26 protein-coding genes are annotated in these 24,599 nt (G+C 65.9%); 12 read left to right on the forward strand and 14 right to left on the reverse strand.

The window, feature by feature from the left end:
• Positions 1 to 18: 18 nt before the first annotated feature.
• On the reverse strand, positions 19 to 474 hold the full coding sequence (locus IU448_RS04140; RefSeq protein ID WP_195054124.1) for a winged helix-turn-helix transcriptional regulator: 456 nt from the start codon (positions 472 to 474) through the stop codon (positions 19 to 21).
• A gap of 11 nt (positions 475 to 485) precedes the next feature.
• On the opposite strand from IU448_RS04140, the gene IU448_RS04145 reads away from it, so the two are divergent.
• Positions 486 to 1,775 carry an MFS transporter gene (locus IU448_RS04145; RefSeq protein WP_228812018.1) on the forward strand — a complete coding sequence of 430 codons (1,290 nt, stop codon included), beginning with the start codon at positions 486 to 488 and terminating at the stop codon, positions 1,773 to 1,775.
• 333 nt (positions 1,776 to 2,108) lie between these two features.
• Entirely contained in the window at positions 2,109 to 2,459 is a 351-nt protein-coding gene (locus tag IU448_RS04150) for a hypothetical protein (RefSeq protein WP_195054126.1), read from the forward strand.
• 93 nt (positions 2,460 to 2,552) lie between these two features.
• On the opposite strand, the gene IU448_RS04155 is transcribed toward IU448_RS04150, so the two are convergent.
• The 3 genes from IU448_RS04155 to IU448_RS04165 are packed head-to-tail and all read right to left on the reverse strand — an operon-like array spanning position 2,553 to position 5,772.
• Complete coding sequence (locus IU448_RS04155) at positions 2,553 to 3,425, reverse strand: sugar phosphate isomerase/epimerase family protein (RefSeq protein WP_195054127.1); 873 nt, start codon at positions 3,423 to 3,425, stop codon at positions 2,553 to 2,555.
• The gene (locus IU448_RS04160) at positions 3,422 to 4,612 is read right to left on the reverse strand and encodes a dihydrodipicolinate synthase family protein (protein WP_195054128.1); all 1,191 of its coding nucleotides are present in this window, start codon (positions 4,610 to 4,612) and stop codon (positions 3,422 to 3,424) included. Before IU448_RS04160 ends, IU448_RS04155 begins: the two co-directional genes overlap by 4 nt.
• A complete protein-coding gene (locus IU448_RS04165) occupies positions 4,609 to 5,772 on the reverse strand; it encodes a Gfo/Idh/MocA family protein (protein ID WP_195054129.1) in 1,164 nt (387 codons plus the stop codon). The genes IU448_RS04160 and IU448_RS04165 overlap by 4 nt, the downstream gene beginning before the upstream one ends.
• Before the next feature lie 174 nt (positions 5,773 to 5,946).
• On the opposite strand from IU448_RS04165, the gene IU448_RS04170 reads away from it, so the two are divergent.
• The 5 genes from IU448_RS04170 to IU448_RS04190 all read left to right on the forward strand — a co-directional run bounded on the left by IU448_RS04170 (position 5,947) and on the right by IU448_RS04190 (position 11,091).
• Positions 5,947 to 6,987 carry a LacI family DNA-binding transcriptional regulator gene (locus IU448_RS04170; RefSeq protein ID WP_195054130.1) on the forward strand — a complete coding sequence of 347 codons (1,041 nt, stop codon included), beginning with the start codon at positions 5,947 to 5,949 and terminating at the stop codon, positions 6,985 to 6,987.
• A gap of 256 nt (positions 6,988 to 7,243) precedes the next feature.
• Positions 7,244 to 7,987 (forward strand): ABC transporter permease, encoded by a 744-nt coding sequence (locus IU448_RS04175; RefSeq protein WP_324188501.1) that lies wholly within the window; start codon positions 7,244 to 7,246, stop codon positions 7,985 to 7,987.
• Positions 7,988 to 8,030: 43 nt separating this feature from the next.
• A complete protein-coding gene (locus tag IU448_RS04180; protein ID WP_195054132.1) occupies positions 8,031 to 9,071 on the forward strand; it encodes an ABC transporter substrate-binding protein in 1,041 nt (346 codons plus the stop codon).
• A gap of 17 nt (positions 9,072 to 9,088) precedes the next feature.
• Positions 9,089 to 9,892 (forward strand): ABC transporter ATP-binding protein, encoded by an 804-nt coding sequence (locus IU448_RS04185; RefSeq protein WP_195054133.1) that lies wholly within the window; start codon positions 9,089 to 9,091, stop codon positions 9,890 to 9,892.
• A gap of 41 nt (positions 9,893 to 9,933) precedes the next feature.
• Positions 9,934 to 11,091: a glycerate kinase gene (locus IU448_RS04190; RefSeq protein WP_195054134.1), complete on the forward strand. Its 1,158-nt coding sequence runs from the start codon at positions 9,934 to 9,936 to the stop codon at positions 11,089 to 11,091.
• Between the two features lie 95 nt (positions 11,092 to 11,186).
• On the opposite strand, the gene IU448_RS04195 is transcribed toward IU448_RS04190, so the two are convergent.
• The gene (locus IU448_RS04195; RefSeq protein ID WP_195054135.1) at positions 11,187 to 11,546 is read right to left on the reverse strand and encodes a hypothetical protein; all 360 of its coding nucleotides are present in this window, start codon (positions 11,544 to 11,546) and stop codon (positions 11,187 to 11,189) included.
• Positions 11,547 to 11,599: 53 nt separating this feature from the next.
• Entirely contained in the window at positions 11,600 to 12,529 is a 930-nt protein-coding gene (locus tag IU448_RS04200) for a siderophore-interacting protein (protein ID WP_195054136.1), read from the reverse strand.
• Between the two features lie 144 nt (positions 12,530 to 12,673).
• On the opposite strand from IU448_RS04200, the gene IU448_RS04205 reads away from it, so the two are divergent.
• The gene (locus IU448_RS04205) at positions 12,674 to 13,489 is read left to right on the forward strand and encodes a hypothetical protein (protein WP_195054137.1); all 816 of its coding nucleotides are present in this window, start codon (positions 12,674 to 12,676) and stop codon (positions 13,487 to 13,489) included.
• Here IU448_RS04205 and IU448_RS04210 read toward each other — a convergent pair.
• Positions 13,370 to 14,368, reverse strand: coding sequence for an MBL fold metallo-hydrolase (locus tag IU448_RS04210; RefSeq protein WP_195054138.1), 999 nt, complete (start codon positions 14,366 to 14,368; stop codon positions 13,370 to 13,372). The two genes, IU448_RS04205 and IU448_RS04210, sit on opposite strands and share 120 nt — an antisense overlap.
• A gap of 173 nt (positions 14,369 to 14,541) precedes the next feature.
• On the opposite strand from IU448_RS04210, the gene IU448_RS04215 reads away from it, so the two are divergent.
• From IU448_RS04215 to IU448_RS04230, 4 genes are all read left to right on the forward strand, one after another.
• Positions 14,542 to 14,904 carry a hypothetical protein gene (locus IU448_RS04215; protein ID WP_195054139.1) on the forward strand — a complete coding sequence of 121 codons (363 nt, stop codon included), beginning with the start codon at positions 14,542 to 14,544 and terminating at the stop codon, positions 14,902 to 14,904.
• A gap of 317 nt (positions 14,905 to 15,221) precedes the next feature.
• Positions 15,222 to 16,196, forward strand: a complete 975-nt coding sequence (locus IU448_RS04220) for an ATP-binding cassette domain-containing protein (protein WP_195054140.1) — start codon at positions 15,222 to 15,224, stop codon at positions 16,194 to 16,196.
• Positions 16,196 to 17,017 (forward strand): ABC transporter permease, encoded by an 822-nt coding sequence (locus tag IU448_RS04225; protein WP_195054141.1) that lies wholly within the window; start codon positions 16,196 to 16,198, stop codon positions 17,015 to 17,017. Before IU448_RS04220 ends, IU448_RS04225 begins: the two co-directional genes overlap by 1 nt.
• A gap of 8 nt (positions 17,018 to 17,025) precedes the next feature.
• Positions 17,026 to 17,826 carry an ABC transporter permease gene (locus IU448_RS04230; protein WP_228812019.1) on the forward strand — a complete coding sequence of 267 codons (801 nt, stop codon included), beginning with the start codon at positions 17,026 to 17,028 and terminating at the stop codon, positions 17,824 to 17,826.
• Positions 17,827 to 17,883: 57 nt separating this feature from the next.
• Here IU448_RS04230 and IU448_RS04235 read toward each other — a convergent pair whose 3' ends face one another.
• The 7 genes from IU448_RS04235 to IU448_RS04265 form a co-directional block, all read right to left on the reverse strand.
• Positions 17,884 to 18,675: an ABC transporter permease gene (locus tag IU448_RS04235; RefSeq protein ID WP_195054143.1), complete on the reverse strand. Its 792-nt coding sequence runs from the start codon at positions 18,673 to 18,675 to the stop codon at positions 17,884 to 17,886.
• Positions 18,672 to 19,409 carry an ABC transporter ATP-binding protein gene (locus IU448_RS04240; protein WP_195054144.1) on the reverse strand — a complete coding sequence of 246 codons (738 nt, stop codon included), beginning with the start codon at positions 19,407 to 19,409 and terminating at the stop codon, positions 18,672 to 18,674. Before IU448_RS04240 ends, IU448_RS04235 begins: the two co-directional genes overlap by 4 nt.
• A 110-nt stretch (positions 19,410 to 19,519) precedes the next feature.
• On the reverse strand, positions 19,520 to 20,002 hold the full coding sequence (locus IU448_RS04245) for a hypothetical protein (protein ID WP_195054145.1): 483 nt from the start codon (positions 20,000 to 20,002) through the stop codon (positions 19,520 to 19,522).
• Between the two features lie 124 nt (positions 20,003 to 20,126).
• The gene (locus IU448_RS04250; protein WP_195054146.1) at positions 20,127 to 21,764 is read right to left on the reverse strand and encodes a long-chain-fatty-acid--CoA ligase; all 1,638 of its coding nucleotides are present in this window, start codon (positions 21,762 to 21,764) and stop codon (positions 20,127 to 20,129) included.
• Positions 21,765 to 21,808: 44 nt separating this feature from the next.
• Positions 21,809 to 23,065, reverse strand: coding sequence for a wax ester/triacylglycerol synthase domain-containing protein (locus tag IU448_RS04255; protein WP_195054147.1), 1,257 nt, complete (start codon positions 23,063 to 23,065; stop codon positions 21,809 to 21,811).
• A complete protein-coding gene (locus IU448_RS04260) occupies positions 23,062 to 24,225 on the reverse strand; it encodes an acyl-CoA dehydrogenase family protein (RefSeq protein ID WP_195054148.1) in 1,164 nt (387 codons plus the stop codon). Before IU448_RS04260 ends, IU448_RS04255 begins: the two co-directional genes overlap by 4 nt.
• The gene (locus IU448_RS04265) at positions 24,222 to 24,470 is read right to left on the reverse strand and encodes an acyl carrier protein (protein WP_195054149.1); all 249 of its coding nucleotides are present in this window, start codon (positions 24,468 to 24,470) and stop codon (positions 24,222 to 24,224) included. Before IU448_RS04265 ends, IU448_RS04260 begins: the two co-directional genes overlap by 4 nt.
• Positions 24,471 to 24,599 lie beyond the last annotated feature (129 nt).

A 24,599-nucleotide genomic window follows, 5' to 3' on the forward strand; every position in this document is an offset into this window, starting at 1 on the left:
TGCCCAGGAGTGTTCCGATCAGTTGTTTCGCACGACGGTGGTCGAGTCGATATCGACGTGATCCCCGTGCGAGTCGGTAGGGCGCAACCGGGCGAGCGGGTGGCCGCTCTCGTCCACGAGAACTGAGCGCGCCTCGTTGTCGGCGAACGTGTATCGCTCGCCCCACTGACGCATAGCCACGATGACGGTGAAGAGGTCGCGGCCCGGGTCGGTGAGTACGTAGACCTGACGGCGTCCGGATTCGGCTGTCTTTCGCTCGAGGATGCCGTGATCGACGAGGCGACGGAGCCGGTCGGTGAGGATGTTACGCGCGACCCCGGTGCGCTGTTGGAAGTCGGTGAACGACCGAGCACTGTCCATCGCATCGCGAATGATCAGCAGGCTCCACCGGTCCCCGACAAGGTCGAGCGTACGCGCGACCGGACATGTCGGGTCGGTCCAGGTTGCGCCGTCGAGGCGTACGACCGGCTCCATGACACCTCCCGATGAGTTGCAGAACGAAACCATTCTGCCATACTCCAAACAGTTGCAAAGTGCTACTGATTGGAGAAGGTGTGGGCATCACGTATGGCCAAAGGATGCTGCTCGCAGCGGTCTGCTCGGCCGCCGTCGCGACGATCTACGTCGCCCAGCCCGTACTCGCGCAGATCGGGCGAGACCTGCGAGTGCCCGAGTCCGACCTGGGATGGATCGTGGCAGCAGGACAGATCGGCTACCTGGTCGGCCTGGCTGCCCTCGTTCCCTTGGGGGACATGCTGGACCGGCGCAAGCTCATCGGGGGTCAACTCCTTCTCGTCGCCGTCGGCATGCTGGTGGCGGCGGTCACTTCGACTGCGTGGCTGTTGCTCATCGGTCTCGCGACGACGGGGCTGTTCGCCGTTGTCGTACAGACCACCGTCGCATTCGCTGCCGACCTGTCGGCGCCTACCGAGCGTGGTCGCACGCTCGGAATCGTCACTTCCGGTGTCATCATCGGGATCCTCGGGGCCCGCGTCCTGGCGGGATTCCTCACTGACCTGTGGGGGTGGCGAAGCGTCTATGTCACGCTCACGCTGCTGCTCGTCGTGCTCTCGATCGTGGTTCTGAAGCAGCTGCCGGCAGACCCCCGTTCAAATCGCAGAACCTACGGCGACGTGCTGACCGCGCTCGGGCACCTCTTCCGTGAGCCGCTGTTCATCTCGCGCGGGTTGATCGCATTCTTCCTTTTCGCGTCCTTCGGCACGCTTTGGAGCGGTCTTGCGCTGCCACTGGCAGCCGGACCGTGGCAGCTGAGCACGGCTCAAATCGGCATGTTCGGAATCGCCGGGCTCGCTGGGGCGCTGGGGGCCGCACGGGCAGGCCGATGGGCAGACGCCGGCAGAGCTGATCCCGTGACCGGTGTTGCACTGGCACTGCTGGCACTGTCCTGGCTCGCATCCGGGCAGGCGACCTGGTCACTCTGGATGGTGATCGTCGGTGTCATCGTCCTGGACTTCGCGGTGCAAGCCGTGCACGTCAGCAGCCAGTCTCTTCTCACCGCTGCCTACCCGGGCCGGACCAGCAGTGTCATCGGTGGCTACATGATCTTCTACTCGCTCGGCTCTGCCCTCGGCGCGACCGCCACGACCACGATGTACTCCACTTCAGGGTGGACAGGATCTGCCGTTCTCGGTGCCGGCTTCGCACTCGGCGGACTACTCACCTGGGCGCTGAGCCGGCGCACGGTCACCAGAACGCGCCACGACACTGCCGGTCACAGATCAGTTCGCACCGGCGCGATGCAGAAGGAAGGCTGAGGATGCCTCATCAGAACGCGCCGTTGCCCGTCGAAGGTCGGCGACGACTGATCGAGCGGTGCAAGACCCGGCCGGTCGCCCACGTGGCAGTCGAGCTGAGCACCTCACGCGCGTGCACGCCGGGATGAATCAACCGCTACCGGCGATGCGGCGCAGCCGGACTCGCCGATCGGTCCGCCGCACCGCGCAACAGCTGCGCCGTAATTCTGCGAACGCGGCACAAACTCCCTGGACATCCCAGCGAGGCCGGCGGATGATTCAGCAGCGAATAAGGAATGGCCGACCGAGGGCCGTGGGACAGTATTCGCCGAACCGACCGACCGAGGCATGGCGATGATCGAACGCAAAACACTGACCCTGTGGCGGCCCACGGGGCCGGAGGAATTGGCGCTGGTCGAGGCATCGGAATGGAAGGCGTGGCCGCCGCGGCTGCTCGAGCAGCCGATCTTCTACCCGGTGTTGAACGAGGACTATGCGATACGCATCGCACGCGACTGGAACGTTGCCGCATCGGGCGTCGGCTACGTGACCCGGTTCCGAATCGATGCCGACTTCGCGGCCAGGTATCCCGTCCGCCAGGCAGGCGGGCAAACGATCCTCGAACTGTGGGTGCCCGCCGAGGAACTCGAAGAATTCAACCGCCACATCGTGGGCCGCATCGACGTGGTGCACGAATTCCGATAGGTCCACAAGCCTGGCGCGGGTAGGTCGGGGATATCGACGAGCGCTCATCGGTTCGACTGCCGCCCGGCCGCCGAACCCGAGGTTGTCCCCCGCTCAGTCCACGAGGGCCGGCAAGACCAAGTCGCGGTAGCGCTGCTTCATCGTCTCGAGCACTTCCCGGCCGTCGCCGGCCCAGATATCGGCATTGAAGATCTCGACCTCGACGTCACCTCGGTAACCGGCGGCGCGAACCCATCCGCCGATGGCCGCGAAGTCGATGACGCCGTCGCCCATCATGCCGCGCGACAGCAGCGGGTCGGGGGTCATCGGGTTCAGCCAGTCACATACCTGATATGAGCTGATCCGTCCGGCGGCGCCGGCCTGTGCGATGTGTTCTGCGAGGGCCGGGTCCCACCAGATATGGAAGGTGTCGACCACCACGCCCACGGTGTCCGCCGGATACGGCTCGGCCATCGTCAACGCCTGGCCGAGAGTGGAAACCACGGCTCGGTCGGCGCAGAACATGGGATGGAGTGGCTCGAGGGCGAGGCGGACGCCGCGTTCGGCCGCATACGGGACGAGCAGTGCAAGCCGCTCGTCCACCAGTGCCCGGGCGGCCGCGAGGTCACGGTCGGGCATACCGCCCACCACCATCACCAGTTCCCGGGTCCCCAGTGTCGCCGCGTCGTCGATGGCACGGCGGTTGTCGTCGAGTGCCGCCTGCGCCTCGCCCGGTCCGGTCAGGAAGCCGCCGCGGCACAGGCTGGATACACGCAGCCCCGCGTCGGCGACGATCTTTGCCGCCGACGCGGCACCGATTTCGTCGACACGATCGCGCCACAATCCGATCGCGCCGAGCCCCGCGCGGGCGGCGCCGTCGGCCGCTTCGGCGAGTGTCCATCGCTTGGTGGTCACGGTATTCAGCGACAGTGAACGGTATGGATCGGCCGGATCGAACGGAGACTCCTGTGCCGCAAGCATTGTCATGACGTCAATCCGTTCAGTTCGAGATATATCCGCATGCGATGCGCGGCCAGTTCCGGGTCCGACAAGAGCCCAGCCTTGTCCGCGAGCCGGAACAGTTCGGCCAGATGGGTCACGGACCGTCCCGTGGACAGCCCGCCGACCATCGAGAAACCGGGTTGCCTGCCGTTGAGCCAGGACAGGAACGCGATTCCGGTCTTGTAGTAATAGGTCGGCGCGGCGAAGATATGGCGCCCGAGCGCCTGGGTGGCGCCGAGGATATCCGACGCCCGCGTCGAATTGCCGGTGTCGAGTTCCTGTAGCGCGGTGGACGCGGCCGGGTAGATCGCCGCGAAGATGCCCAGCAGCGCATCCGAATACCCTTGCGCGTCACCGACGATCAGCTCCGGATAGTTGAAATCGTCGCCGGTGTACAACCGCACGCCCTCGGGGAGCGCGCGTCGCAGGGCGATCTCGTGTGCCGCGTCGAGCAGTGAAACCTTGACTCCGTCGATTTTCGATCGGTTGTTCTCGATGAGCATGCGGAAGGTCTCGGTGGCGGTGTCGATATCGGCGCTACCCCAGTATCCGTACAGCGCGGGATCGAACATGGTGCCGAGCCAGTGCAGGATCACCGGCCGATCCACGCCGGCCAGCAATTTCTCGTAGACGGATACATAGTCGGCTGCCGACCGGGCGACCTGCGCCAACGCCCGGGAAGCCATCAGGATCACCTGGGCTCCGGCCTCGGTGACCACGTCGATCTGCTCGCGATAGGCGTCGACGATCGCGGCGAGACCGGCCGGTCCGGTGGGTAGCCCGGCGAGGTCGAGCTGATCGGTTCCGGCTCCGCAGGCCAGCCTGCCACCGGCCGACGCGGCCTCGGCGCCGGAGCGCCGGATCAGTTCCGCTGTCGCTTGCCAGTCGAGCCCCATTCCGCGCTGGGCGGTGTCCATGGCGTCGGCGACACCCAGCCCGTAGGACCACAGTTCGTGCCGATAGGCCAGTGTCGCGTCCCAATCGACGGCGGCGGGCGCACCTGGTGTGTTGTCCGCCGTAGCGCGCGGAATGACATGCGCGGCAGCGAAGGCCACACGCGAGGTGATCGGCCGTGTCGGCCGCGTCCACGCGCCCGGAGCACCGAGAACGTAGGTTTCGAGCCGGCCGCCGAGGGGCAGCACGACCGACACACCCGTGGATGCCGCGGTCACAGGGTCACCTCCGGGATCTCGATCCGGCGGCCTTCTGCGGAGCTACGCAGTCCCAGTTCGGCGAGTTGCACCCCGCGCGCGGCGGAGAGCATCCCGTAGCGGTGCGGCCGTCCGTTCACCACGTCGGTGAGAAACTCCTCCCACTGCAACTTGAATCCGTTGTCGAGCTCCGCGTTCGCCGGCACGTCCAACCACTGGTCGCGGAACGGCTCGGTGACCGGAAGGTCCGGGTTCCAGACCGGTTTCGGTGTGTGCGAGCGATGCTGGGCAACACATTTGCGCAGGCCGGCGACGGCGGATCCGTGCGTGCCGTCGATCTGGAACTCGACGAGCTCATCACGGTACACGCGCACCGCCCACGACGAGTTGATCTGGGCGATCACGCCGTTCTCCATCTCGAAGATCCCGTAGGCGGCATCGTCGGCGGTGGCCGGATACGGCTTGCCCGCTTCGTCCCACCGGGTGGGGATGTGGGTGGCCGCCTTCGCGGTGACTGCCTCGACCTTGCCGAGCAACCCCTCGAGCACGTAGTTCCAATGGCAGAACATGTCGACGACGATGCCGCCGCCGTCTTCGGCCCGGTAGTTCCAACTGGGTCGCTGGGCGGGCTGGCCGTCGCCTTCGAAGACCCAGTATCCGAATTCGCCGCGCAGCGAGAGGATCCGGCCGAAGAAGTTTTCGTCGACGAGCCGGCGCAACTTCACCAGACCGGGGAGGTAGAGCTTGTCGTGGACGACGCCCGCGGTGACCCCGGCGTTCGCGGCGACCCGGGCGAGTTCGACGGCCTCGGTCAAGGTTTCGGCGGTCGGTTTCTCGGTGAAGACGTGCTTACCCGCCTTCATCGCGGCGGCCAGGGCCTCGGCGCGCCGGGAGGTGACCTGGGCGTCGAAGTAGATATCGATCGAGGGATCGGCGATCACGGCGGCGGCGTCGGTACTCCATTCGGCGATCTCGTGGCGTTCGGCGAGTTCGGCCAGTTTGGTGGCATTGCGGCCGACGAGGACCGGCTCCACCCGGATACGGGTGCCGTCCGGGAGCAGCAGCCCGCCGCTGTCGCGGATCGGGAGGATGGAACGCACCAGGTGCTGGCGGTAGCCCATACGGCCGGTGACACCGTTCATGGCGATGCGGAGCGTGCGCTGCGGAGAGGAATCGGGCATGGCTGGGTGCCTCTTCTGATTTGCGTGGCTGACGACCGCGGAATGGGTCGTGGACGGCGCGGTGGGAGCCGCAGCTGTCGAGTGGACAAGTCAGCGTCGGAATGCGCTTTCCAAGCTATGCTAGTCCCGAAGTCCGGTCAACCCCACGCGCACGAGAAAACGAGGCACGAAGCCATGGCGGCTGTGAGATTGCAAGATGTCGCGAACCGGGCAGGCGTCTCCCAGGCAACCGCGTCCCGAGTGCTGAACGGTTCGGCACGGGTGCCCGGCGAAGACGTCGCCGACCGGGTTCGCGCGGCCGCCGCCGAGCTGGGGTATGTGGCAAACGCCCAAGCCCAGGCCCTTGCACGGGCCTCGACCGGCCTCATCGGACTCGTCGTGCACGATATCGCCGACCCCTACTTCTCCTCGATCGTGCAGGGCGTGCAGGCGGCGGCACGCAGCGCCGGCAAACTCGTCCTGCTGTCCAGCACACAACGCGATTTCGATATCGAACGCGAATCCGTGAGCACCTTCATCTCCCATCGCGCCGACGCGATCATCCTGGCGGGCTCGCGCCAGAGCGGCGATCTCGACCGCGATCTCGAGAAAGACTGTGCGCGATACCTGGACAACAACGGCAAAGTGGTCGTGGTCGGACAGCCGCTCCCCTTCGGTGCCGCAGTGGAGCCCGAAAACCACGCAGCCTCTGCTCAACTCGCCTACGCCCTGCTCGAGCAGGGCCACCGGGATTTCGCGGTGATCGGCGGTCCGGGCAATATCAGGACCGCCGTCGACCGGCGCAACGGCTTCGTCGAAGCGCTCGCGACGCAGGGCGTGACACCGCTGGTGGAAATCGCGGGCGACTTCTCCCGGGACGGGGGTTTCAGCGCCGCTCGCCGCCTCGCCGCAGCACTGGAACTGCGCCCCGGACAGGCCGGGGACATAACACCCTGCGTTTTCGCCGTCAGCGACGTGATGGCCATCGGAGCGATCGCGGCGTGGCGCGAACTCGGCCTCACGGTGCCCGATGATATCTGCGTCGCCGGGTTCGACGATATCCCGACGCTGCGCGATCATGTGCCGAGCCTTTCGACGGTGGCGCTGTCGCTGGTCGACATCGGCGAACGTGCCGTGGCGCTCGCACTCGACGACTCCGCGACGGCCGCACATATCCACGAATTCGTGCCGGGTCGCGTGATCCTGCGCGACAGCAGTATTTTGCGACGGGCCTGACCTGCACGAACACGAAACCCTTGACACTGTGTGGCCGGTCACACTAGCCTCTGTTCCAGCGTCGGAAAGCGCATTCCCGGCGGGTGTAGTGTGAACCCCGCTCCACTACTAGCTCTTAGGACTCCAGATGGCGGTAGTCACGTCCGTCGAGGCCGGTTCCTCCGCACCGAAAGCGACCGAACCCGCTCGCATTCGGCGCCGGAAACTCCCACCCCCATCCACAATATGGTCGTCCATATGGCGGCCGCTCGCCCTGGTGGCAGTGCTTGTCGCCGCTTGGTGGGCCGTCACCGAATTCGAACTCGTCGAACCGTATATTCTGCCGTCACCGGCGGATACCTGGCGCACCGCCGCCGACAACTCGGCGTATCTGCTCCAGAACACATGGGTCACCACCTACGAAACCGTGGTCGGTTTCGTTATCGCCGCAGTGATCGGCGAAGCCGTCGCACTGGTGATGATCTACTCCCGCGGCGTCGAGCGGACGATGTATCCGCTCATCCTTTTCGCTCAGGTCATCCCCAAGATCGCGATTGCTCCGCTGTTCATCGTCTGGCTCGGGTTCGGCACCAGCCCCAAGATCCTCGTCGCCGTATTGATGGCTTTCTTCCCGATCGTCATCGCCGGTATGGCCGGGCTGCGCTCGGTCGATCCCGAAATACTCGAACTCACGTCCACCATGGGTGCGAGCAACTGGAAAACGTTCGTGAAGGTGCGTTTTCCGGCATCACTGCCGCAGTTGATGTCCGGCCTCAAGATCGCCGCCACTCTCGCGGTCACCGGTGCCGTCGTCGGTGAATTCGTCGGCGCGAACGAAGGCCTCGGCTACGTGATTCTGCAAGCCAACGGAAATATCGACACCGCCATGCTCTTCGCCGCCCTGATCATCATGTCCCTGCTGGGCATCATCCTGTTCGCGATCATCGAAATCGCCGAACAGTTCCTTATCCCCTGGCACGCCTCTCGCCGATCCACGGCCTCCGCCGTCGGCACGGTCTGAGCATGCCGAACCACCGCATTCACGCCACAGCTGGAGAACTCGCATGAAATTCGTAACTCGCAGACTCACGACGATGGCCGCCGCTGCGGCTGCTTCACTTCTGTTGTCGACCGGCTGCGGGGCCGGCGGCAACGACGCGAAGGACCCCGGCGCCGACGGGGAGACCACCACGGTGTCGCTGATGCTCAACTGGTATCCCTATGGGGAACACGCCCCGTTCTATTACGGTGTGCAGGAGGGCATATTCGCCAAGCACGGAATCGACCTCGATATTTCGGCCGGCCAGGGCTCCACCAAAACCACACAGGCCACCGGCTCCCAGCAGACCGATTTCGGCTGGGCCGATACCCCGGCCGTGCTGAGCAATATCGATAAGGGCGTGAAGGTCAAAAGCGTCGGCGTATTCCTCCAGACCACGCCGTCGGCAGTGCAGGTCTTCGCCGATTCGAATATCCGCACACCCGCAGACCTGGCAGGGAAAACGATCGCCGTCTCCGCGGGCGACGCACCGACCACCACCTTCCCGGTCTACCTCGACAAAGCGGGCGTTGCGGCGGATCAGGTAACCCAGCAGAGCCTCGACTCGGCAGGCAAGATGTCGGCGATGCTCTCCGGCCGCGTCGACGGCCTCATCGGGTTCGCGCACGATCAGGGCCCCACCATCGCGAACAAGAGCGGCCGGGAGGTTCGCTATCTGCGGTATTCCGACCAAGGACTGAGCTTCTTCAGCAACGGGCTCATCGCGAACGAGGCCACCATCGAATCCTCACCCGAGCTGGTACAGGCCATGGTCGATGCGACCAGCGAGGCCTTCGCCGCGGCCGTCGCGCACCCGGAGGCCGCGGTAGCGGCGATGGAAGGCAAGGATCCGCAACTGCCGCCGCAGGAGGTCCTGCTCCAGCAGTGGCAGCAGACCGTCCCGCTGCTCAGCACGCCGGAAACCGAAGGTGCAGCGCCGGGCACCAACTCCGAAGCCGATTGGCGCGCCACCGTCGAGGTCCTCAGCAATGCGAAACTCCTCGACAAGGCCGAGGACCCGGCCAAGTACTGGGAATCGGCGTTCACCCCCACCAGCAAGCCGTGACCGGAGCAGGTGACGATATGAGCACACCCACCGACACCCTCCCCCGCACCGATACCGCCGTCGCGGTAGCGGACCTGACCGTACGGTTCTCGTCCAAACGCGGCGAGGTGACCGCGCTCCACGATATCGGGCTGCACGTACGCCGGGGCGAATTCGTTTCGATCGTCGGCCCGTCCGGCTGCGGCAAATCGACACTGCTGAAAGTCGTCGCCGGCCTCACCGATCCGAGCGGGGGCAGCGTCGAACTCGGCGGCGTCCCGGTACGCGGGGCACAGCGCAATATCGGCTACGTATTCCAGCGGTCGGCACTGCTGGAATGGCGGACCGTCCGCAAGAACATCCTGCTCCAGGCCGAGATGCGCGGTTTGAACAAACGGGCGGCCGAGGCCGAATGCGCGCGCCTCATCGAGATGACCGGGCTCGGCGGATTCGAGAACGCCCTGCCGCACGAACTCTCCGGCGGTATGCAGCAGCGGGTCTCCCTGTGCCGGGCCCTGTTGCACGAACCGGAAGTGCTGCTGATGGACGAGCCGTTCGGCGCGCTCGACGCACTCACCCGGGAACGGATGAATATCGAACTGCATCGGATCTGGCGCGAAACGGGCACAACGGTCCTGCTGGTCACCCATTCGGTGGCCGAGGCGGTCTACCTCGCCAACCGGGTGGTCGTGATGAGCCCGCGGCCGGGCCGGATCGTCGAACTGCTCGACGTGGACCTGCCGGCCCACCGGGAGTACGCCACGACGATGGAACAGCCCGAATTCATCAGCGTCGCCAACCGGGTCCGGGAATTGCTCGGCGCGGCAGCGCACGCGGACTGATACTCGATCCACCGCCCACATACCGACAGGAAGCCGACCGCGTGAAGGTCCTGATTGCCCCCGACAAGTTCAAGGGAAGCCTCTCGGCATCCGAGGTGGCCGACCGGCTGGCGGAGGGCTTGGCGGCGGCGGGGGTCGACAGTCACCGGATGCCGCTGGCCGACGGCGGTGACGGGAGCGTGGACGCGGCGATCGCGGCCGGATTCACGCCACGACCGGTGACTGTGGCCGGGGCGGCGGGTACCCCGGCATACGGGCGGATCGCCGCCGGCCACGGCACCGCGGTGATCGAGGTCGCCGGCACCTGCGGTCTCACCACCCTGCCGAACGGTCGCAAGCTGCCGTTGGACGCGAGCAGCCTCGGTATGGGACAAGCCATCTCGCAAGCACTGCGTTATCGGCCGCGCCGATTGGTCCTCGCCCTCGGCGGCAGCGCGAGTACCGACGGCGGGATGGGACTGCTCGCTGCGCTGGGCTACACGTTCGCCGATGCGAACGGGGTACGACTGCGTGGCTGCGGACGGTCTTTGGGGCGAGTCCATACGATCGACTCCTCGCGGGCCGCGCGGCTCACCGGAGTCGAGATCGTGGTCGCCGGCGATGTCACCAATCCCCTGCTCGGGCCGAACGGTGCGGCAGCAGTGTACGGCCCGCAGAAGGGGGCCACCGGAGAAGAGGTGCGGTTTCTCGACGCCGGTCTGAACAACCTCGTACAAGCGTTCGCCCGTAGTGGCTACCCGGACGCGAGAGCTGCCGCGGAGGCGGCCGGAGCTGGTAGCGCGGGCGGAATGGGCTTTGCCGCGTTGATGCTCGGCGCCGAAATCGTATCGGGTGCCGGCTACTTCCTCGATCTGCTCGACTTCGACCGCCATCTACCCGGGTGCGATCTGGTCGTCACCGGGGAGGGAAGTATCGACGAGCAGACCGTGAACGGCAAATTGCCCACAGTGGTGGCCCGCCGCTCATACCCCGTTCCAGTTGTCGCTGTCGCCGGCCGGAGCACCCTGCGCCCCGACCGTTGGGGCGCCGCAGGGTTCACCGATATGCACACCCTGGGCGACCACACCGACCGGGATACGACCGACGACCCCGGCCTGACCCGCCGGCTACTCACCCGGATCGGCCGGCAGATCGGATGTGCCGCCGCATACGGTTCCGCCGGGGTCGGAGCTGGCAAGCAGCCGGGTCTGCGTCGTTGACTGTTCTCCGAAACTCGATGTACCGGTCCCGTTCGCTCCCCTGGACGGACGACTACCTCCGTCGGCCACCGTGCTGGTGGAGCCCTATAGCCTGCTCACCGAGAAGAACTGTCCGTCGGCGGCCGGTCGTAGAAGATCCGCTCGACCGTCTCCCGGAGTGGTCGATCCAACCGCTTCCCGCCGGTGTCGAATCCAGGCGCCGGATTATCGGCGAACCCACCGATCTGCTGCTTCTCCCCGTCCGCCGTCCCGGCCCAGACCTCGGTGTCCGGGGGCCGCCAGATGACCAGCAGGTCGGGATAGTGCGACAGTTCGGCCGACATCGAATCCGGTCCGCGGAACGTCAGAACAACCTTGCCCGCCGCGGGGAATTCATACGTCATCGCCTCCGGCTCGACGATAATCGAAAAATGGTGGCTGTCCGGCTGGGCCGTGACCGCCAGTGTGAACTCCATCTGCTGATTGTGCCGGACATTCCCGGAAAAGCCGACTGTCCGGTCTGATTCGTCTAGCTGATCGGCGTCGCCCGAGGCTCGAGCACAAGATCGCGGCCGACGCCGCCCAGATCGATGGACTCGGCCAACTCCGGATCGCGGATATCGGCACCGGCGGTGGCGGCATGCCGATAGGCCATCAGGTTCACCGAATCGTTCTCGGTGCTGGTGACGCCACGTTTCCAGTAAGCCCTGGCGAGGAGATCGCAGCGATCGACTCCCCATACACCGACGGCATGCGCGCGGATATCGCGCACCGCGGCCGCTTCGGCAGCGACCCAGACCTGAGTTCGGCGACCGCCGGCTATCGAGGCAGGTGCGTGATCGACGACCCGGGTGATATCGGCGAGGTGGTGCAGCGTCAGTTTCGGATGGGGCGCAACGAGTTCGATATCGGCAGGGTCCGGGGTGGCGACATATGCCGATACGGCATGATCCGGGTCGAGACCGTCGAGAATGGCCGAGATGGCCGGGAGTGCGGTGCCGTCGCCGATCAGCACATGATCACGGATTCCGGCGCCGACCGCCCATTCGGGTCGCATTCCGGACAGCGATACCGGGTCGCCGGGGCGCGCGGCAGCGAGCCAGTCGATTCCCACACCGTGATCGTGCCGCGCCACGTCCATGGTCAACCGGCGTGCCGCCGGGTCGAATCCGCGGACGGTGAAAGCGCGAAGTACCGGCTCCACGGTATCGTCGGGCCGTTGCGGAAGCCCGGACCCGCTGCGTGCCGGTGTCGGCACCGCGGAGATCCGCGCAGGTGGCAGCATGAGTTTGAATGCGTCGGCCGGATGCGGGTCGCGATATTCGTCCAGAGCCGTTCCTTCCAGGACGACGCGAGTGAATCCCGGCGTGAGGGAACCGATCCCCGCAACGGACAATTCGAGCGATAACAGCCGACGGCCCCGCGTTCGCTGCCAGACCCCCGCCTTGATCGACTCCACTGCGCCACCTCTCGATATTAGGCCACCCTAATTTCGATGGTAGCCCATCCCCGGATGCACGGGCGAGACCACGCGATGCAGCCTCGGGGCTGATCGAAAACACCGACTGCATCGGGGACGCGGCCTGGACGTACTGTGGCCGACGTGGCCGACTCCGATCATTCCGGGCCCGTGACGAGCTCCGCGGAATTGGTGGCGGCATGCCGCGAAGACACCGCGGTGCTGACCGAACGGCTCATTTCCGCGATCTTCACCGACAATCCCGAGTGGACCGACTACTCGGCAGTGGCCCGGGTGGACCTGGAGCAAGGTTGCCGGCGGTTCCTCGGTCGGGTGCTGGATCGCGTCGAGCAGAACGAGCTCCACGCCGAGCACGACGAGGTCGCCGCGGCGATCGGCGCGCACCGGGCGGTACAGGGCGTGCCGTTGGAGGCGATGCTGCGCACCTTCCGGCTGGGTGGGCGGATCGTCTGGGAGGCGCTGCTGGACCGGGGCGGCGCGCTGCCGGCGCCGGACTTCCGGGAGATGGGCACGACGATGTGGGCGGTCATCGACGGCATGTCCTCGGCGCTGGTCACCTCCTATCGCGGTGCGGAACTCGACCGGGTTCGGCTCGACGAACGCCGCCGCCACGCGTTGATCGAGGATGTGCTGGCCGGACGTGGGCGCGATGCCCGGTTTGCCCGGCAGTCACTGACCGATCCCGGCCGAGGACACGATCGCGGTATCCGGAATGCGGTCGGGCCGGCCTGTTCGCTGGTCCGGCCCGGCTGCCGAGGCCGGCCATCGAGCCCGTGTCGAGGGTCGCCGGGTCGGATTCTGTCGACCCGAACGGAAGCCCTACCTACGAGCGAAACGGGCCGGTTCCTCACCCGGCACCTGGACAACGAGCTCTCTTGCCACGAGGTGACGGAGGTGGGCAGCCGCCTCGGACAGCGCCATGTTCTTTCCCAGCGGTGAGATCTCCGCCCACGGCTTGTACCATTTCATCCGCTCGGCGACCTGCCACACCGTGAGCCGGTCATCGCCGAAAGCGCTGTACAGGTGATCCAGTCGCTCCTCGTGATGGTCGATCAAGGACGCCGCGCGACCCCCGACGTCGTCGATCGGAAGCCCGTGCGCGCCGAGCCCGCGCGTGACGCCCATTGCCTGCACCCGCCGCAGCGAATCGGTGAACTCCGCCAACGCGTCGCGCGCTTCGAGCGGGTAGACGAAATTGCCGACGTGCGGTGTCGTCTTCTGGAGAATGTGGTCGCCGGTGAACAGCACATCGGCGTCCTCGAGATAGAAGCACACGTGGCCGGGGGTATGCCCCGGGGTGTAGACCGCGCGCAGGTCGCGGCCGGTGAGCGCAATACGCTCGCCGTCGACGAGAGTGCGGTCGGGAGCCGAGTCGCGGCTCACCCGCGTCTCCTCGTGCACGGCGCGCTCGTATGCCTCCACATCGGCGTCGGCGGCGCCGGCCCGGGCCAGGTTCTTCTTCTGACCCGCCAACCACGCCGCGTCTCTGTCCGCTGTCATATCGGCAAACAGCGAATGATCGGCTTCGTGCATCGCGATCCACGCGCCCGAAACCTGCCGCACCCGGCCGCACAAGCCGCTGTGATCCGGGTGGAAGTGGGTGAGAACGACACCTTCGACATCCCGCACCGAGAAACCGATGGTTTCGAGCCCTGCAGTGAGCCCGTCCCACGCGTTGTCGTCGTACCAGCCGGCATCGATGAGCACAATTCCGCGCGGCGACTCCAGGGCGTATACGAGGGTGTTCCCGAGCGGGTTACCGGTGATCGGAACCGGGATCCGGAAAATACCGTCACCCACAGATATCGCGGTGTCCATCACTCCACCATATTCCTTAGGAACTATAAGTAATTTATTGGATCCCAGTACCAACTGATCGACCGGCGACGCGCTGTCCGAGGTGGCATGCTTTCCAGATGTGTGCACGTGTGGTGCGCTCGCGTGCGGAGCGGATGAGTGTGTATCGCCGAGTCTTGGAGACTCGGGATCCGATGACCGGCCCGGATCGCCTGCGCGAATTGGCCGCGGATCCGGTCCTGCCGGTCCGGCTGTGGACGGCCCGCAATCCCAACGTTCCGGCGGACGCGTTCGTACGTCTCATTGTCGATGAGGACAACCCCGTCCGGTGGAACGCGATCACGAATCCCGGCGTGCCGCCGGCGGCGCTAAGGCACGTCGCAGCACTGGAAGCGGACCGGCACGGGGACCAGGACTTCACGCTGCGTGAAAATCTGGCACATCATCCGAACGCCACCGCTGAGTTCCGAGCGGAGTTGATCAAGGCCGGAACCTGCCGAAATCCCGCCAGTTGCCCGGAACCGTGGTACTACCGCAACCGCTTCCACGGTAGGTGACAGGCGCCGTCTTCAGCCGGTGTCCGCCCGGCGGCCGAACAGCAGCCCTCGCCACAGTGAGCAGGAGGTGGACGTCCGCGATCACCTCGTGTCGTTGCCGGCCCACAACCGTCTGGACCGATCCCGATCTCTTCCGTGCACACGCCGGACCTGAGCAGCCTGCGAGTTCGGCTCTGCCGGAACCCGACCGGCATGGATTTCCGAATTGCCTCGGCGGCACAGCCATTCCCCCCACACCAACGAAAGATAGTATAGCCTTCCCTAAGTGCCGGACGGGGTGGCTTCGCCGCACCCGCAGAGAACCCGGTGCCGATGCGATGACCTCCATAGAAGGAGTACATGTGGCTGCGATCAAGGTCACCGATCTCGTCAAGACATACGGTGAGGTGGCGGCCCTCAAAGGTATCTCGTTCGAGGTCGAACGCGGCGAGATACTCGGCCTGCTCGGCCCGAACGGAAGTGGTAAGACCACAACGGTCACATTGCTGTCCACGCTGCAACGCCCCACTTCGGGCAGCGCACGGATCTGTGGTGACGATGTGGTCGCCGAGGCGGCCCGGGTGCGTGAACATATCTCGCTCACCGGGCAATACGCGTCTCTGGACGAGGGGCTCACGACCGTGGAGAACCTGTCCGTGTTCGGCCGGCTCACCGGTTTGCGCGGGTCGCGACTGCGCACCCGCATCGACGAACTCGCCGAGCAGTTCGACCTCACCGCGGTGCGCAATCAGCGAGTCGGCACACTCTCCGGCGGGATGCGGCGCCGGGTCGATATCGCCGGCGCCCTCGTCACCCGGCCCGAGGTGCTGTTCCTCGACGAACCGACCACCGGTCTGGATCCACGCAGTCGCGCCGCGGTCTGGGATACCGTCGCCGGCCTGCGGAAGGAAGGGATCACGGTCCTGCTGACCACCCAGTACCTCGAGGAAGCCGACCGGCTCGCCGATCGCATCGTGATGCTCAACCGCGGGACCGTGGTCGCCGCCGGTACGCCGGGTCAGCTGAAAAAGCAGGTGGGCGCGGCTGTGTGCGAAGTGACCCTCGTGGAGCGGGCCGATACGGCCCGGGTCCTCGAATTGCTCGAGGGGCTGGAACTCGTCGAATCACCGGCGGACGGCACGGCCGCGGGGCCGCAGGCCCATCCGCGACTGGTGGTCCGGGCGCCGAACGGGATGGCGACGGTGTCCGGCGTTATCGACCGATTGGACACCGCGGGAATCGATGTGGTCGATATCGGCCTGCGCCAGCCCTCGCTGGACGAGGTGTTCCTCCAACTGACCGAGACGGTCTGATGACGACGACCGCTGTCGAGCACGGGCCGACCATGAATACCACCGCTACTGCCGTGCCCCGGAGTTCGGTCGGGCTGGTACCGGCCACTGCCACGCTCGCCCGCCAGAAGATTTCGGCCGCGATCCGCTCGGGTGATGTCATCTTCGCCGTCTTCGGGCCGGTGGTGTTCTTCCTCTGCTTCTATACGCCGCTGCACCGCCAGTTCGAACTCGGCGGGGGCGACTATGCGCAATTCCTGACGCCGATAATTCTTTTGCAGGCCGGGCTGTTCACCGCTATCACCGCGACCGAGACCGCCGGGCAGGACGCACGCGCCGGTGTGCACGAGCGGATGATGTCGCTGCCGATCCCGCGCGTCGCCCCGTTCCTCGGGCGTATGGCCTGGGTCGTGGTGCGGATGGTCCTGACGCTCGGCGGCGGGCTCGCCATCGGCTGCGCCCTGGGCTTCCGGTTCCAGGGCACGATCGTGGAAACCTTTTCCTTCGTCCTTCTCGTCGTCGTATTCGGCTCGGCGCTGAGCATGGTCACCGATGCGATCGGCACGGTGGCCCGTAATTCGGTGTCGATCGCGAGCGTTCTCATGATCCCGCAACTGATCCTGGTGATGGAATCGACCGGCCTGGTCGCCGCGCAGGCATTCCCCGACTGGGTACAGCCGTTCGTACGCAATCAGCCGATGTCGGTCTACGCCGACACGCTCCGGGCGCTCGCCTCGGGCTCCGCGGTCGAACCACTCGCGGTGCTGCTCTGGTCGGTGGCGCTGCTCGCCATCGGCGTTACGGCAATTGTGGTGGCGGGTCGAGCGCAGGTGAAACGATGACGGAGACGATGACATACCCAGCAACCTGGCCGCGCCGGCAGACCGTGCCGGTACTGCGCCATTCGATCGTCCAGGCGGGTGCGCTACTGCGATCCTGGTCGCGCGATCCGGGGATCGTGGTCCAGTCGATAGTTTTTCCCGCCTTCATGCTGTTGATGTTCCAGTTGGTGCTGGGCAAAACCGTGACCTCGATGGGCGGCGGTGACAGCATCTTCGGCAACACCGGCCTGGTGGCGCTGGTGGGTGCATTGTTCGGCACGCTGGCCACGGCCATCAGCCTCATCCACGAACGCGATACCGGGCTGCTGGCCCGGATGTGGACGCTGCCGGTGCCACGTCCCGGTTTCCTTGCCGGACGGCTGCTCGCCGAAGCACTGCGCACCGGGATAGCCACTGTTGTGCTGTTCGCCGTCGCGGTCCCCCTCGGGTTCCGGTTCGAGCAGGGCATCGCTGCCGGTATCGGCGCGGTGCTGGTGGCCATGCTGTTCGCGGTCGGGATCGCGGTACCGGTGATCGCCATGGCGACGGTTGCCTCCGGCCGGCAGGCCGTCCAGCAGCTCAATGGCTTCTTCTTGCTGCTGTTGTTCTTCAACGGAGGTTTCGCGCCCGTCGGCGAGTACCCCGGCTGGCTGCAGCCGGTGGTCCGCCATCAGCCCATGACACCGGCGATCGACACGGTTCGTGGTTTGACCGAGGGCGGGCCGGTGGCGCAGCCACTGGCCGCCACGGTGCTGTGGACGATCGGGCTGATCGTCGTGTTCGGCCCGGTGGCGTCCCGCGGCTACCGGCATGCCGCGGAACGCCGCTGACAATGCGGCGGTGCGCACCGCTTTTCCGAGCGGTGCGCACCGGAGTCCCGGCCTCGATCAGTCGCTTTTCATATCGCCGGTGGACAGGCGCAGGATGCCGAGCACGAAGATGATCAGGCACGGCACCGCGAAGTACAGCAGTGATCCGTTCGGGCCGCCGAAGTAGCTTTCGATGGTGGAGAGCTGGCCGACGCCCAGTTCGCCGTTCTTGAACGGCGACAACCGCTGCAGCATGCGCCCGAGGTCGTTGTTGACGAAAGTGACGAAAACTTCGATGCCGAATTTCCACAGCAGCACGATCATCACCACCAGGCCGGGTTTCGGCAGGAGTGCGGCCAATCCCAGGCCGAGAGCACAGACCAGCATCGTGAAAACGGGCACGCAGATCAGCAGGCGGATACCGGTGCCGGAGAAGGCGTCCACATCGCCCCATACGTCCGGGAACAGATACGGAAAGCCGCCCAGCAGCAGGAGCGTGGTCGCTCCGGCGACCGCACCGGAAAGCAGGCCGAACACGATCAGCTTCGCGACAGGCAGCAGCCAGCGGCGGGCCTGGATTCCGGCGACCGTCTCGACGGTCTTGTCCTTGAATTCATTGCTCAGCGAGGACACCGCGCCCGACATGAGAATGAAAGTCGAGAAGATCAGCACCCAGTAGGTGGTATTGCTGGTCTCCATTCCGCCGTAACCGTTGATGGTTTGGGCCTGGGATGCCTTGGCGATGCCGAAGTTGAGCGCCACCGGAATCAGGATCGCGAGCGGGACGATCGTGTACCACAGCGGGTTATGCCACGACAGTTTCGTGAGTTCGCTGCGGATCGAGCGAACAAGATAGCGAGCGAGCATCATTGTTCCCCCTTGCCCGTGGTGTATTCGACGCTGTCCGCGGTGAGTTCGAGGTAAGCCGATTCCAGCGGTCGCGGGCCGGAGCCACGGACGACCAACTCGTCCTTGCTCGTATCGGACAGCACTTTCCCCTTGCCCATGATGACGATCCGATCACCGGTGATTTCGACCTCGGTGAGATTGTGCGAAGCCACCAGCAGGCATTTCCCCTCGGCGGCGAGCCCGGTGACGAGTTCGCGCAACCACAGCGTGCCCTCGACGTCCAACCCGTTGGCCGGTTCGTCCAGAACCAGAGTCCGCGGATCGCCCAGTAGCGCCGCGGCGATACCGAGTCGCTGCAGCATGCCGTAGGAGAATTTGCCGACCGGGCGTCGAGCGACCTTTTCCAGCCCGACCCGTTCCAGTACCCGGCCGACGGCGGCCGCCGGCACTCCCCCCAAGCGCGCCTGCCACAGCAGATGCTGGGTCGCCGTATGCCGGGGATTGCGGGTGAACGCGCCGAGACCGAAACCGATTTCGCTTATGGTGTCCCGGAAATCCAGGAGGCCCTTACCGTTGATAGTGAGCTTCCCGCCGGTAGGCCGGGTCAGGCCGGCGATCATCCGCATAACGGTGGTTTTGCCGGCGCCGTTGGGCCCGAGCAGATAGGTGATCGAGCCCGGTTCGGCTTCGAAGCTGACATCGTCTACGGCTACGTTGTCGCCGAAGCGTTTGGACACGCCGCGAACACTGATCATCGATACATTCCTGAACGAGGTGAATTGCTGGTGCAGATGCGCATACGCGCAGCGACTCCCCGTTCGGCCGTCGCGGCGCCGGGGAGTCGCTGCGGAGATAGTGCGGGGAATCAGTATCCGAAGTCCGGGTTACCGGCGCACTGCATTTCGGCGCAGATCGCTTTCCAGTCGTACTTCCACAGACCGCCTTCACGGACGAAGTGATAGTTGGTGGAGGTGGCCGGGAAGCCTGCCATCACGCCCTCGACCCGCACCGACATGGAATTACCCGAGACATTGACATTGCCGACGGCGCGGCCCTGGATCGAGAAGAAATCCATGGTCTGACTGTTCGCCATGACCTTCTCGATCGCGCCCCGCGCCTGCGCGCCGTTATAGCTGACCTCGAGTTTGGGGGCGATACCGATATTCGGATTCCAGAAAGCAGCGAACTGCCGCTCGAGCTGGCCGAGATTCGGCACCTCGTCGCGAATGTAGAGGTCGCCGACCTTGCCGTCGCGAATCGACACATCGGCCGCGGCGGGATGGGCCAGGCCCAGACCCAGTAAAGCGGCGAAAACCACGGCGGAAACAATCCTGATGAGCTTTGGCATGGCGGTCCCTTCGAGCCAAATGAGAAACAGACCCGAGCCTCCGGGCCGGTCCAACAATAATCCGCGTAAGTTAGGACAGTCAATCCTAACTTCGCGCCGATCGGTGTACACGGAACGCGTCCGATCAGGACGAAATCAGGTGCGCGGCCGACGAACGACGCAGCTTGCCCGACGGCGTCTTGGGCAGCGCGCCCTTGTGCACGATCGTGACGACTGCCGGGGCGATGCCGATATCGTCGTACACCGCGCGCGCCACTTCCTTACGGATCCGCTCGCTCGCCTCGGCGTCCTCGGCGAGGTCGGATTCGGCGATCACCGCGATGCCCTCGCGCGCCATCCCCGGCAGCCGCACGGCCACTGCCGCCACGCTGCCGGCGCGTACGCCACCGACTTCCGCCGCCGCACGCTCCACCGTGGTGGGCGCGATATTACGGCCGGAAACAATGATGATGTCCTTTTTACGTCCGGTCACCACGGTCTCACCGGTATCGGTGCGGTACCCCAGATCACCGGTGGCAAGCCAGCCTTCGGCGTCCACGGCCGATACATACCCCTCGGGCAGGAGGTACCGCCGGGCCACCGCGTCGCCGCGGACCAGGATCTCGCCGATACGGTCGGCCGGTAGCGCCGCGCCGGCGGCATCGACCACCTTCAATTCGATCCCGATGACCGGTGTTCCCAACCGCATCAGTGTTCGCGACAGGCCGCCGGAATCGCGTTCGACCACACCTGCGACTTCGGCCCGTGCGGAATCGATGACATCCACCGAATACCGCGCGGCGGCATCGGTGAACGATGTCGCCAGGGTGGTCTCGGCCATCCCGTAGGCCGGCATCAGAGCTTCCGGCCGGAAGCCGAATCGTTCTGTCGCGTCCAGAAATTCCAGCAGAGTCGCTTCGTCGACGATCTCCGCACCATTGACCGCGACCCGCAGACAGGACAGGTCGTAGGCCCCGTCGGGCGCGCGGCGCAGCCGCCGGGCCAGCAGTGAATAGGCGAAATTGGGCGCCGCGGTGTAATTTCCGTCGAATCGACCGATCAGCTCCGCCCAGGACAGTGGACTTTTCAGGAACGCGAGCGGTGGCACGATCACCGTTGTCGCCTGCGCCAGCAGCGGCGTCATGAGCATGCCGATCATCCCCATATCGTGGTAGAGCGGCAACCAGCTGACACCCACCCACTCGGCGGTGAAACCGGTCCGGTCCACCATGGCAGCATGATTCTGGTGCAGGTTCCGGTAGGAGATCGCCACCGCCTTTGGCACACCGGTGGTGCCGGAGGTCAGCTGCAGGATCGCGGTATCGTCCTCGGCGGTCGGCATATGCTCGATCGATTCGGTTCGTTCGGCCAGTTCGCCGAGTACGGCAACGGGGGCACCGAGGTCGAGACCGCGCACGGCCTCGGTGAACGGCTCGCTCAGTACCACCACCCGGGCACCCAGCATCTCGATCACGGCACGCGTATCCGACAGCCAGGTCTCGAGATTCATCCGCGGGGTGGGCTGATGCAGCATGGTGAACGCCGCGCCACGCATCCAGATCGCCTGGACGGCAACGGTGACGTCGTCGGCCGGGCCCGCGAGGATGGCGACGGAATCGCCGGGTAGCACACCGGCTTCGGCCAGTCCGGCGGCCACCCGGCGGGCCGTGCCCCGCAGCTGATCCCAGGATCGGAAAGTAAGCTCCGACGCGTCCGGCCCGCTCCACAAGCCTGTGGCCTCGGAAACCGGTTCGTCGAAAAGCGACTGGGTGATTCTGCTCATCGGAATTCCATTTCTGCCCACCGGATACTGCCGGCCGGGGCGCACTAAGCCTCGCCGATTACCCGGTCGAAGTGCTCGATGAAGGTGTCGGCGTACCCGGACGGCAGGGCCGCGGGGTCGATGACGATACCGAACGATGTCCGCTTGCCCAGAATGAGCGATGTCACCGAGAACGAATAACCGGCCAGCGGCGACAGCGCGGTCAGTTCCGTGATCGGTTTCCCGAGCACGGAACGCACCCGGGAGAAACCGGGATTGATACCGATATGGATATCGGGGCTCATATGTTTCATGGCCGCGCCGCCGATGATCCGCCGCAGTGCCCAGGGCAGCGCCGGTTCCGTCGCGGGCGCCGCGGAAGCCAGTTCGGGGCGGCGCCGCTCGACGACGGCCAATTCCGCTTTGCATCGCTGGATCTGCCGGTCGAGATCCGGTTCGTTGCCGGCCAGATTGAGCGGCGTGACGATCACGGCATTACCGGTGTGCCGGAATTCCGGATCGTTGGTCACCGGCAGGGTCACCCGGATGATTTCGGCGGGGACGCAACCGGGCGGGGCAAGGCTGATCGCGCGGCCGACGGCGGCGAGCAGGAACTCGTGCACCGAGGCGCCGTGCGCTTTGGCAGCGCGGCGAAGGTCGCGGGTGGACGCACTGTACAGGGCGTATTCCCGGCGGCCGGATGTGGTGAGTTTCGGCCAGGCACGGCCGGTCTTGCCGGCGGCATGCTGTTCGGCGAAGGCGGCCTTGGCCTCCTTCAGCACGGCCGGATCGATCTCGGGCGTACGGAACCGGGGGCTGGTCGCGAATCGCTCGAACTCGGCGAGTTCCGCGGCCGACCCGTCGGCCAGTAGTGCGGCGAAGGCGGCACCGGCGATACCGTCGGATACCGCGTGGTGCACCCGTAGCAGGAAGTACTGGGAGCCCGCGCCGGCCGGGGTGAACAGGGTCAGATGCCACATCGGCTGCGGCCGGGGCAGCGGCGTCTCGAGCAGCACAGTGATCTGCTGGTTCAACTCCGTCGCGTCGGCGTAGCCCGCCGCGGCGAGATGCCGGTTCACATCGACTTTCTCGGCTACCGTCTCGCGCGGGCGGCGCCACCGTCCGCGGTCGATGCCGAGCCGGAACAACTCGAACAGTTCACTGCGCTCGCGCACCCGTTCGCGCACGTCACCGTGATCCAGGTGGCCGCCGTCGGCGGACAGTTCGAGCAACATCGCCCAGTGCATCGGGCTGCTGTCGGTATCCAGGTGCAGGTAGGTGTGATCCGTCGGGGTCAGCTTCGTCACCGGGGCATCGGTCATTGCGTATCCACTTTCGCGAGGAGGGCCCGATAGCCGTCCGTATCCGGTTTCATGGCCGCGGCCACCAACTCCCACAGCACCTCATCGGTGCCGCCACCGACGCGCGCCAATTTCATGTCCCGGAACCAGCGGTTCAACGGGAGCCCGATATCGAGGTAACCGATACCGCCCCAGATGTGCAGGCACTGGGAGGCCACTTCTTCGCCGAGCCCGGCCGCGGTGGCCTTGAGCGAGGCGGCGGTTCGCAGGTTGATTCGCCCCTCGGCGGCGACACCGGCGAGCGCGTAGCGCAGCAGATCGACCCGCGACTGCAACTCGGCGACGCGTAACCGCAACGCCTGATGATCGTAGAGCCGCTTGTCGAACTGGGTGCGGTCGTACATGCGGGCGAGAGTTACGCCGAGCATGCGCTCGCAGGACGCGGCGATCTGACCGGCCACCGAATAGCGTTCGTGCGCCAGCCCCCAGCTGATCACTGCCAGGCCGGTGCCGGGACGGGCGAGGAGCGCTTCCGCCGGAATCCATGTGTCGATGCCGACCGCGGCGGTGTCCAACGGTCCGGCACCGAGCTTGTTGTAGGGCTTACCGACCTGCACCTGTGCAACCGGCACCACGGCCAGCGCGACATTGCCCGATCCGGTTGCCGGGTCGTCGCCGCGGCTGCGCCCGACGACGATCATATAGTCGGCGATCGGCGCGAGGGAGACGAACTTCTTGTGGCCGACGACCCGGTATCCGCCGTTCTCCGGCTCGATCCGGGTCTGGGCGTTCTGCAGGTCCGAGCCGCCGGATTCTTCCGACGCCGCGATGCACAGCACCGTATCGGCCGCGATCGCCTCCTCGGCGAGCTGCCGCAGGAAATCGGTGCGCCCGAATCGGCGCAGCATGGCGATCGCCGAATCGTGCAGGCTGACTCCGACGCCGATCCCCGCCGAACCGAGCGCACCCAGTTCACGGGCCAGTGCGAAATGGTCGCCGAGATCGGTCAGCTTCCGGTTGTCCCATTTACGCGCGAAAACGCCTTCGGCACCGAGGTGTTCGAGCAGGACTCGCGGAAACTCGTTGTCCTGTTCGGCCTGTTCGGTCCACTGGACCACGCGGTCGTCGAAGGCCCGGGCGAGCAGATCGGCGTACGAATCCGCGGGGGCGGCGACTGTCATGCCACGGCGCCGGACTTGGCACGGATCAGATCCTCCAGATCCCCGACCGACGCCGCCTCGGCCATCTCCCGCTCGGTGAGCTTGACGCCCAGACGCTCTTCGATTGCCACGACGCCGATGGCGAAGGCGACCGAATCGATGCCGAGATCCTCCACCAGGAGTGCATCCCGGTCGAGGTCGGTCAGCGACAGGTCGAGATCTTCTTCCAGGATGCTGTTGAGCACATCGCGAATTCGGTCGGACATCTAGAACTCCTCAAAATACTGTTCGGATCCGCCGGACGGGGGCCGGCGATTTTCCTCCGGCCGGACCGGAGGAACGCCACTGGTGGTGTCCGGCGAGCCGGCGCGGCTGCCATGAACACCGGAAGCACA

Origin of the sequence: Nocardia flavorosea (assembly GCF_015477805.1) — a bacterium.
Lineage (GTDB): Bacteria > Actinomycetota > Actinomycetes > Mycobacteriales > Mycobacteriaceae > Nocardia > Nocardia flavorosea_A.

What these genes read in the sequence shown, in the direction of transcription:
- IU448_RS04140 (WP_195054124.1), bottom strand. Translation starts at nt 474, where the DNA reads ATGGAGCCGGTCGTACGCCTCGACGGCGCAACCTGGACCGACCCGACA.
- IU448_RS04145 (WP_228812018.1), top strand. Translation starts at nt 486, where the DNA reads ATGAGTTGCAGAACGAAACCATTCTGCCATACTCCAAACAGTTGCAAA.
- IU448_RS04150 (WP_195054126.1), top strand. Translation starts at nt 2,109, where the DNA reads ATGATCGAACGCAAAACACTGACCCTGTGGCGGCCCACGGGGCCGGAG.
- IU448_RS04155 (WP_195054127.1), bottom strand. Translation starts at nt 3,425, where the DNA reads ATGACAATGCTTGCGGCACAGGAGTCTCCGTTCGATCCGGCCGATCCA.
- IU448_RS04165 (WP_195054129.1), bottom strand. Translation starts at nt 5,772, where the DNA reads ATGCCCGATTCCTCTCCGCAGCGCACGCTCCGCATCGCCATGAACGGT.
- IU448_RS04170 (WP_195054130.1), top strand. Translation starts at nt 5,947, where the DNA reads ATGGCGGCTGTGAGATTGCAAGATGTCGCGAACCGGGCAGGCGTCTCC.
- IU448_RS04180 (WP_195054132.1), top strand. Translation starts at nt 8,031, where the DNA reads ATGAAATTCGTAACTCGCAGACTCACGACGATGGCCGCCGCTGCGGCT.
- IU448_RS04185 (WP_195054133.1), top strand. Translation starts at nt 9,089, where the DNA reads ATGAGCACACCCACCGACACCCTCCCCCGCACCGATACCGCCGTCGCG.
- IU448_RS04195 (WP_195054135.1), bottom strand. Translation starts at nt 11,546, where the DNA reads ATGGAGTTCACACTGGCGGTCACGGCCCAGCCGGACAGCCACCATTTT.
- IU448_RS04210 (WP_195054138.1), bottom strand. Translation starts at nt 14,368, where the DNA reads ATGGACACCGCGATATCTGTGGGTGACGGTATTTTCCGGATCCCGGTT.
- IU448_RS04215 (WP_195054139.1), top strand. Translation starts at nt 14,542, where the DNA reads ATGACCGGCCCGGATCGCCTGCGCGAATTGGCCGCGGATCCGGTCCTG.
- IU448_RS04220 (WP_195054140.1), top strand. Translation starts at nt 15,222, where the DNA reads ATGACCTCCATAGAAGGAGTACATGTGGCTGCGATCAAGGTCACCGAT.
- IU448_RS04225 (WP_195054141.1), top strand. Translation starts at nt 16,196, where the DNA reads ATGACGACGACCGCTGTCGAGCACGGGCCGACCATGAATACCACCGCT.
- IU448_RS04230 (WP_228812019.1), top strand. Translation starts at nt 17,026, where the DNA reads ATGACATACCCAGCAACCTGGCCGCGCCGGCAGACCGTGCCGGTACTG.
- IU448_RS04235 (WP_195054143.1), bottom strand. Translation starts at nt 18,675, where the DNA reads ATGATGCTCGCTCGCTATCTTGTTCGCTCGATCCGCAGCGAACTCACG.
- IU448_RS04240 (WP_195054144.1), bottom strand. Translation starts at nt 19,409, where the DNA reads ATGATCAGTGTTCGCGGCGTGTCCAAACGCTTCGGCGACAACGTAGCC.
- IU448_RS04245 (WP_195054145.1), bottom strand. Translation starts at nt 20,002, where the DNA reads ATGCCAAAGCTCATCAGGATTGTTTCCGCCGTGGTTTTCGCCGCTTTA.
- IU448_RS04250 (WP_195054146.1), bottom strand. Translation starts at nt 21,764, where the DNA reads ATGAGCAGAATCACCCAGTCGCTTTTCGACGAACCGGTTTCCGAGGCC.
- IU448_RS04255 (WP_195054147.1), bottom strand. Translation starts at nt 23,065, where the DNA reads ATGACCGATGCCCCGGTGACGAAGCTGACCCCGACGGATCACACCTAC.
- IU448_RS04260 (WP_195054148.1), bottom strand. Translation starts at nt 24,225, where the DNA reads ATGACAGTCGCCGCCCCCGCGGATTCGTACGCCGATCTGCTCGCCCGG.
- IU448_RS04265 (WP_195054149.1), bottom strand. Translation starts at nt 24,470, where the DNA reads ATGTCCGACCGAATTCGCGATGTGCTCAACAGCATCCTGGAAGAAGAT.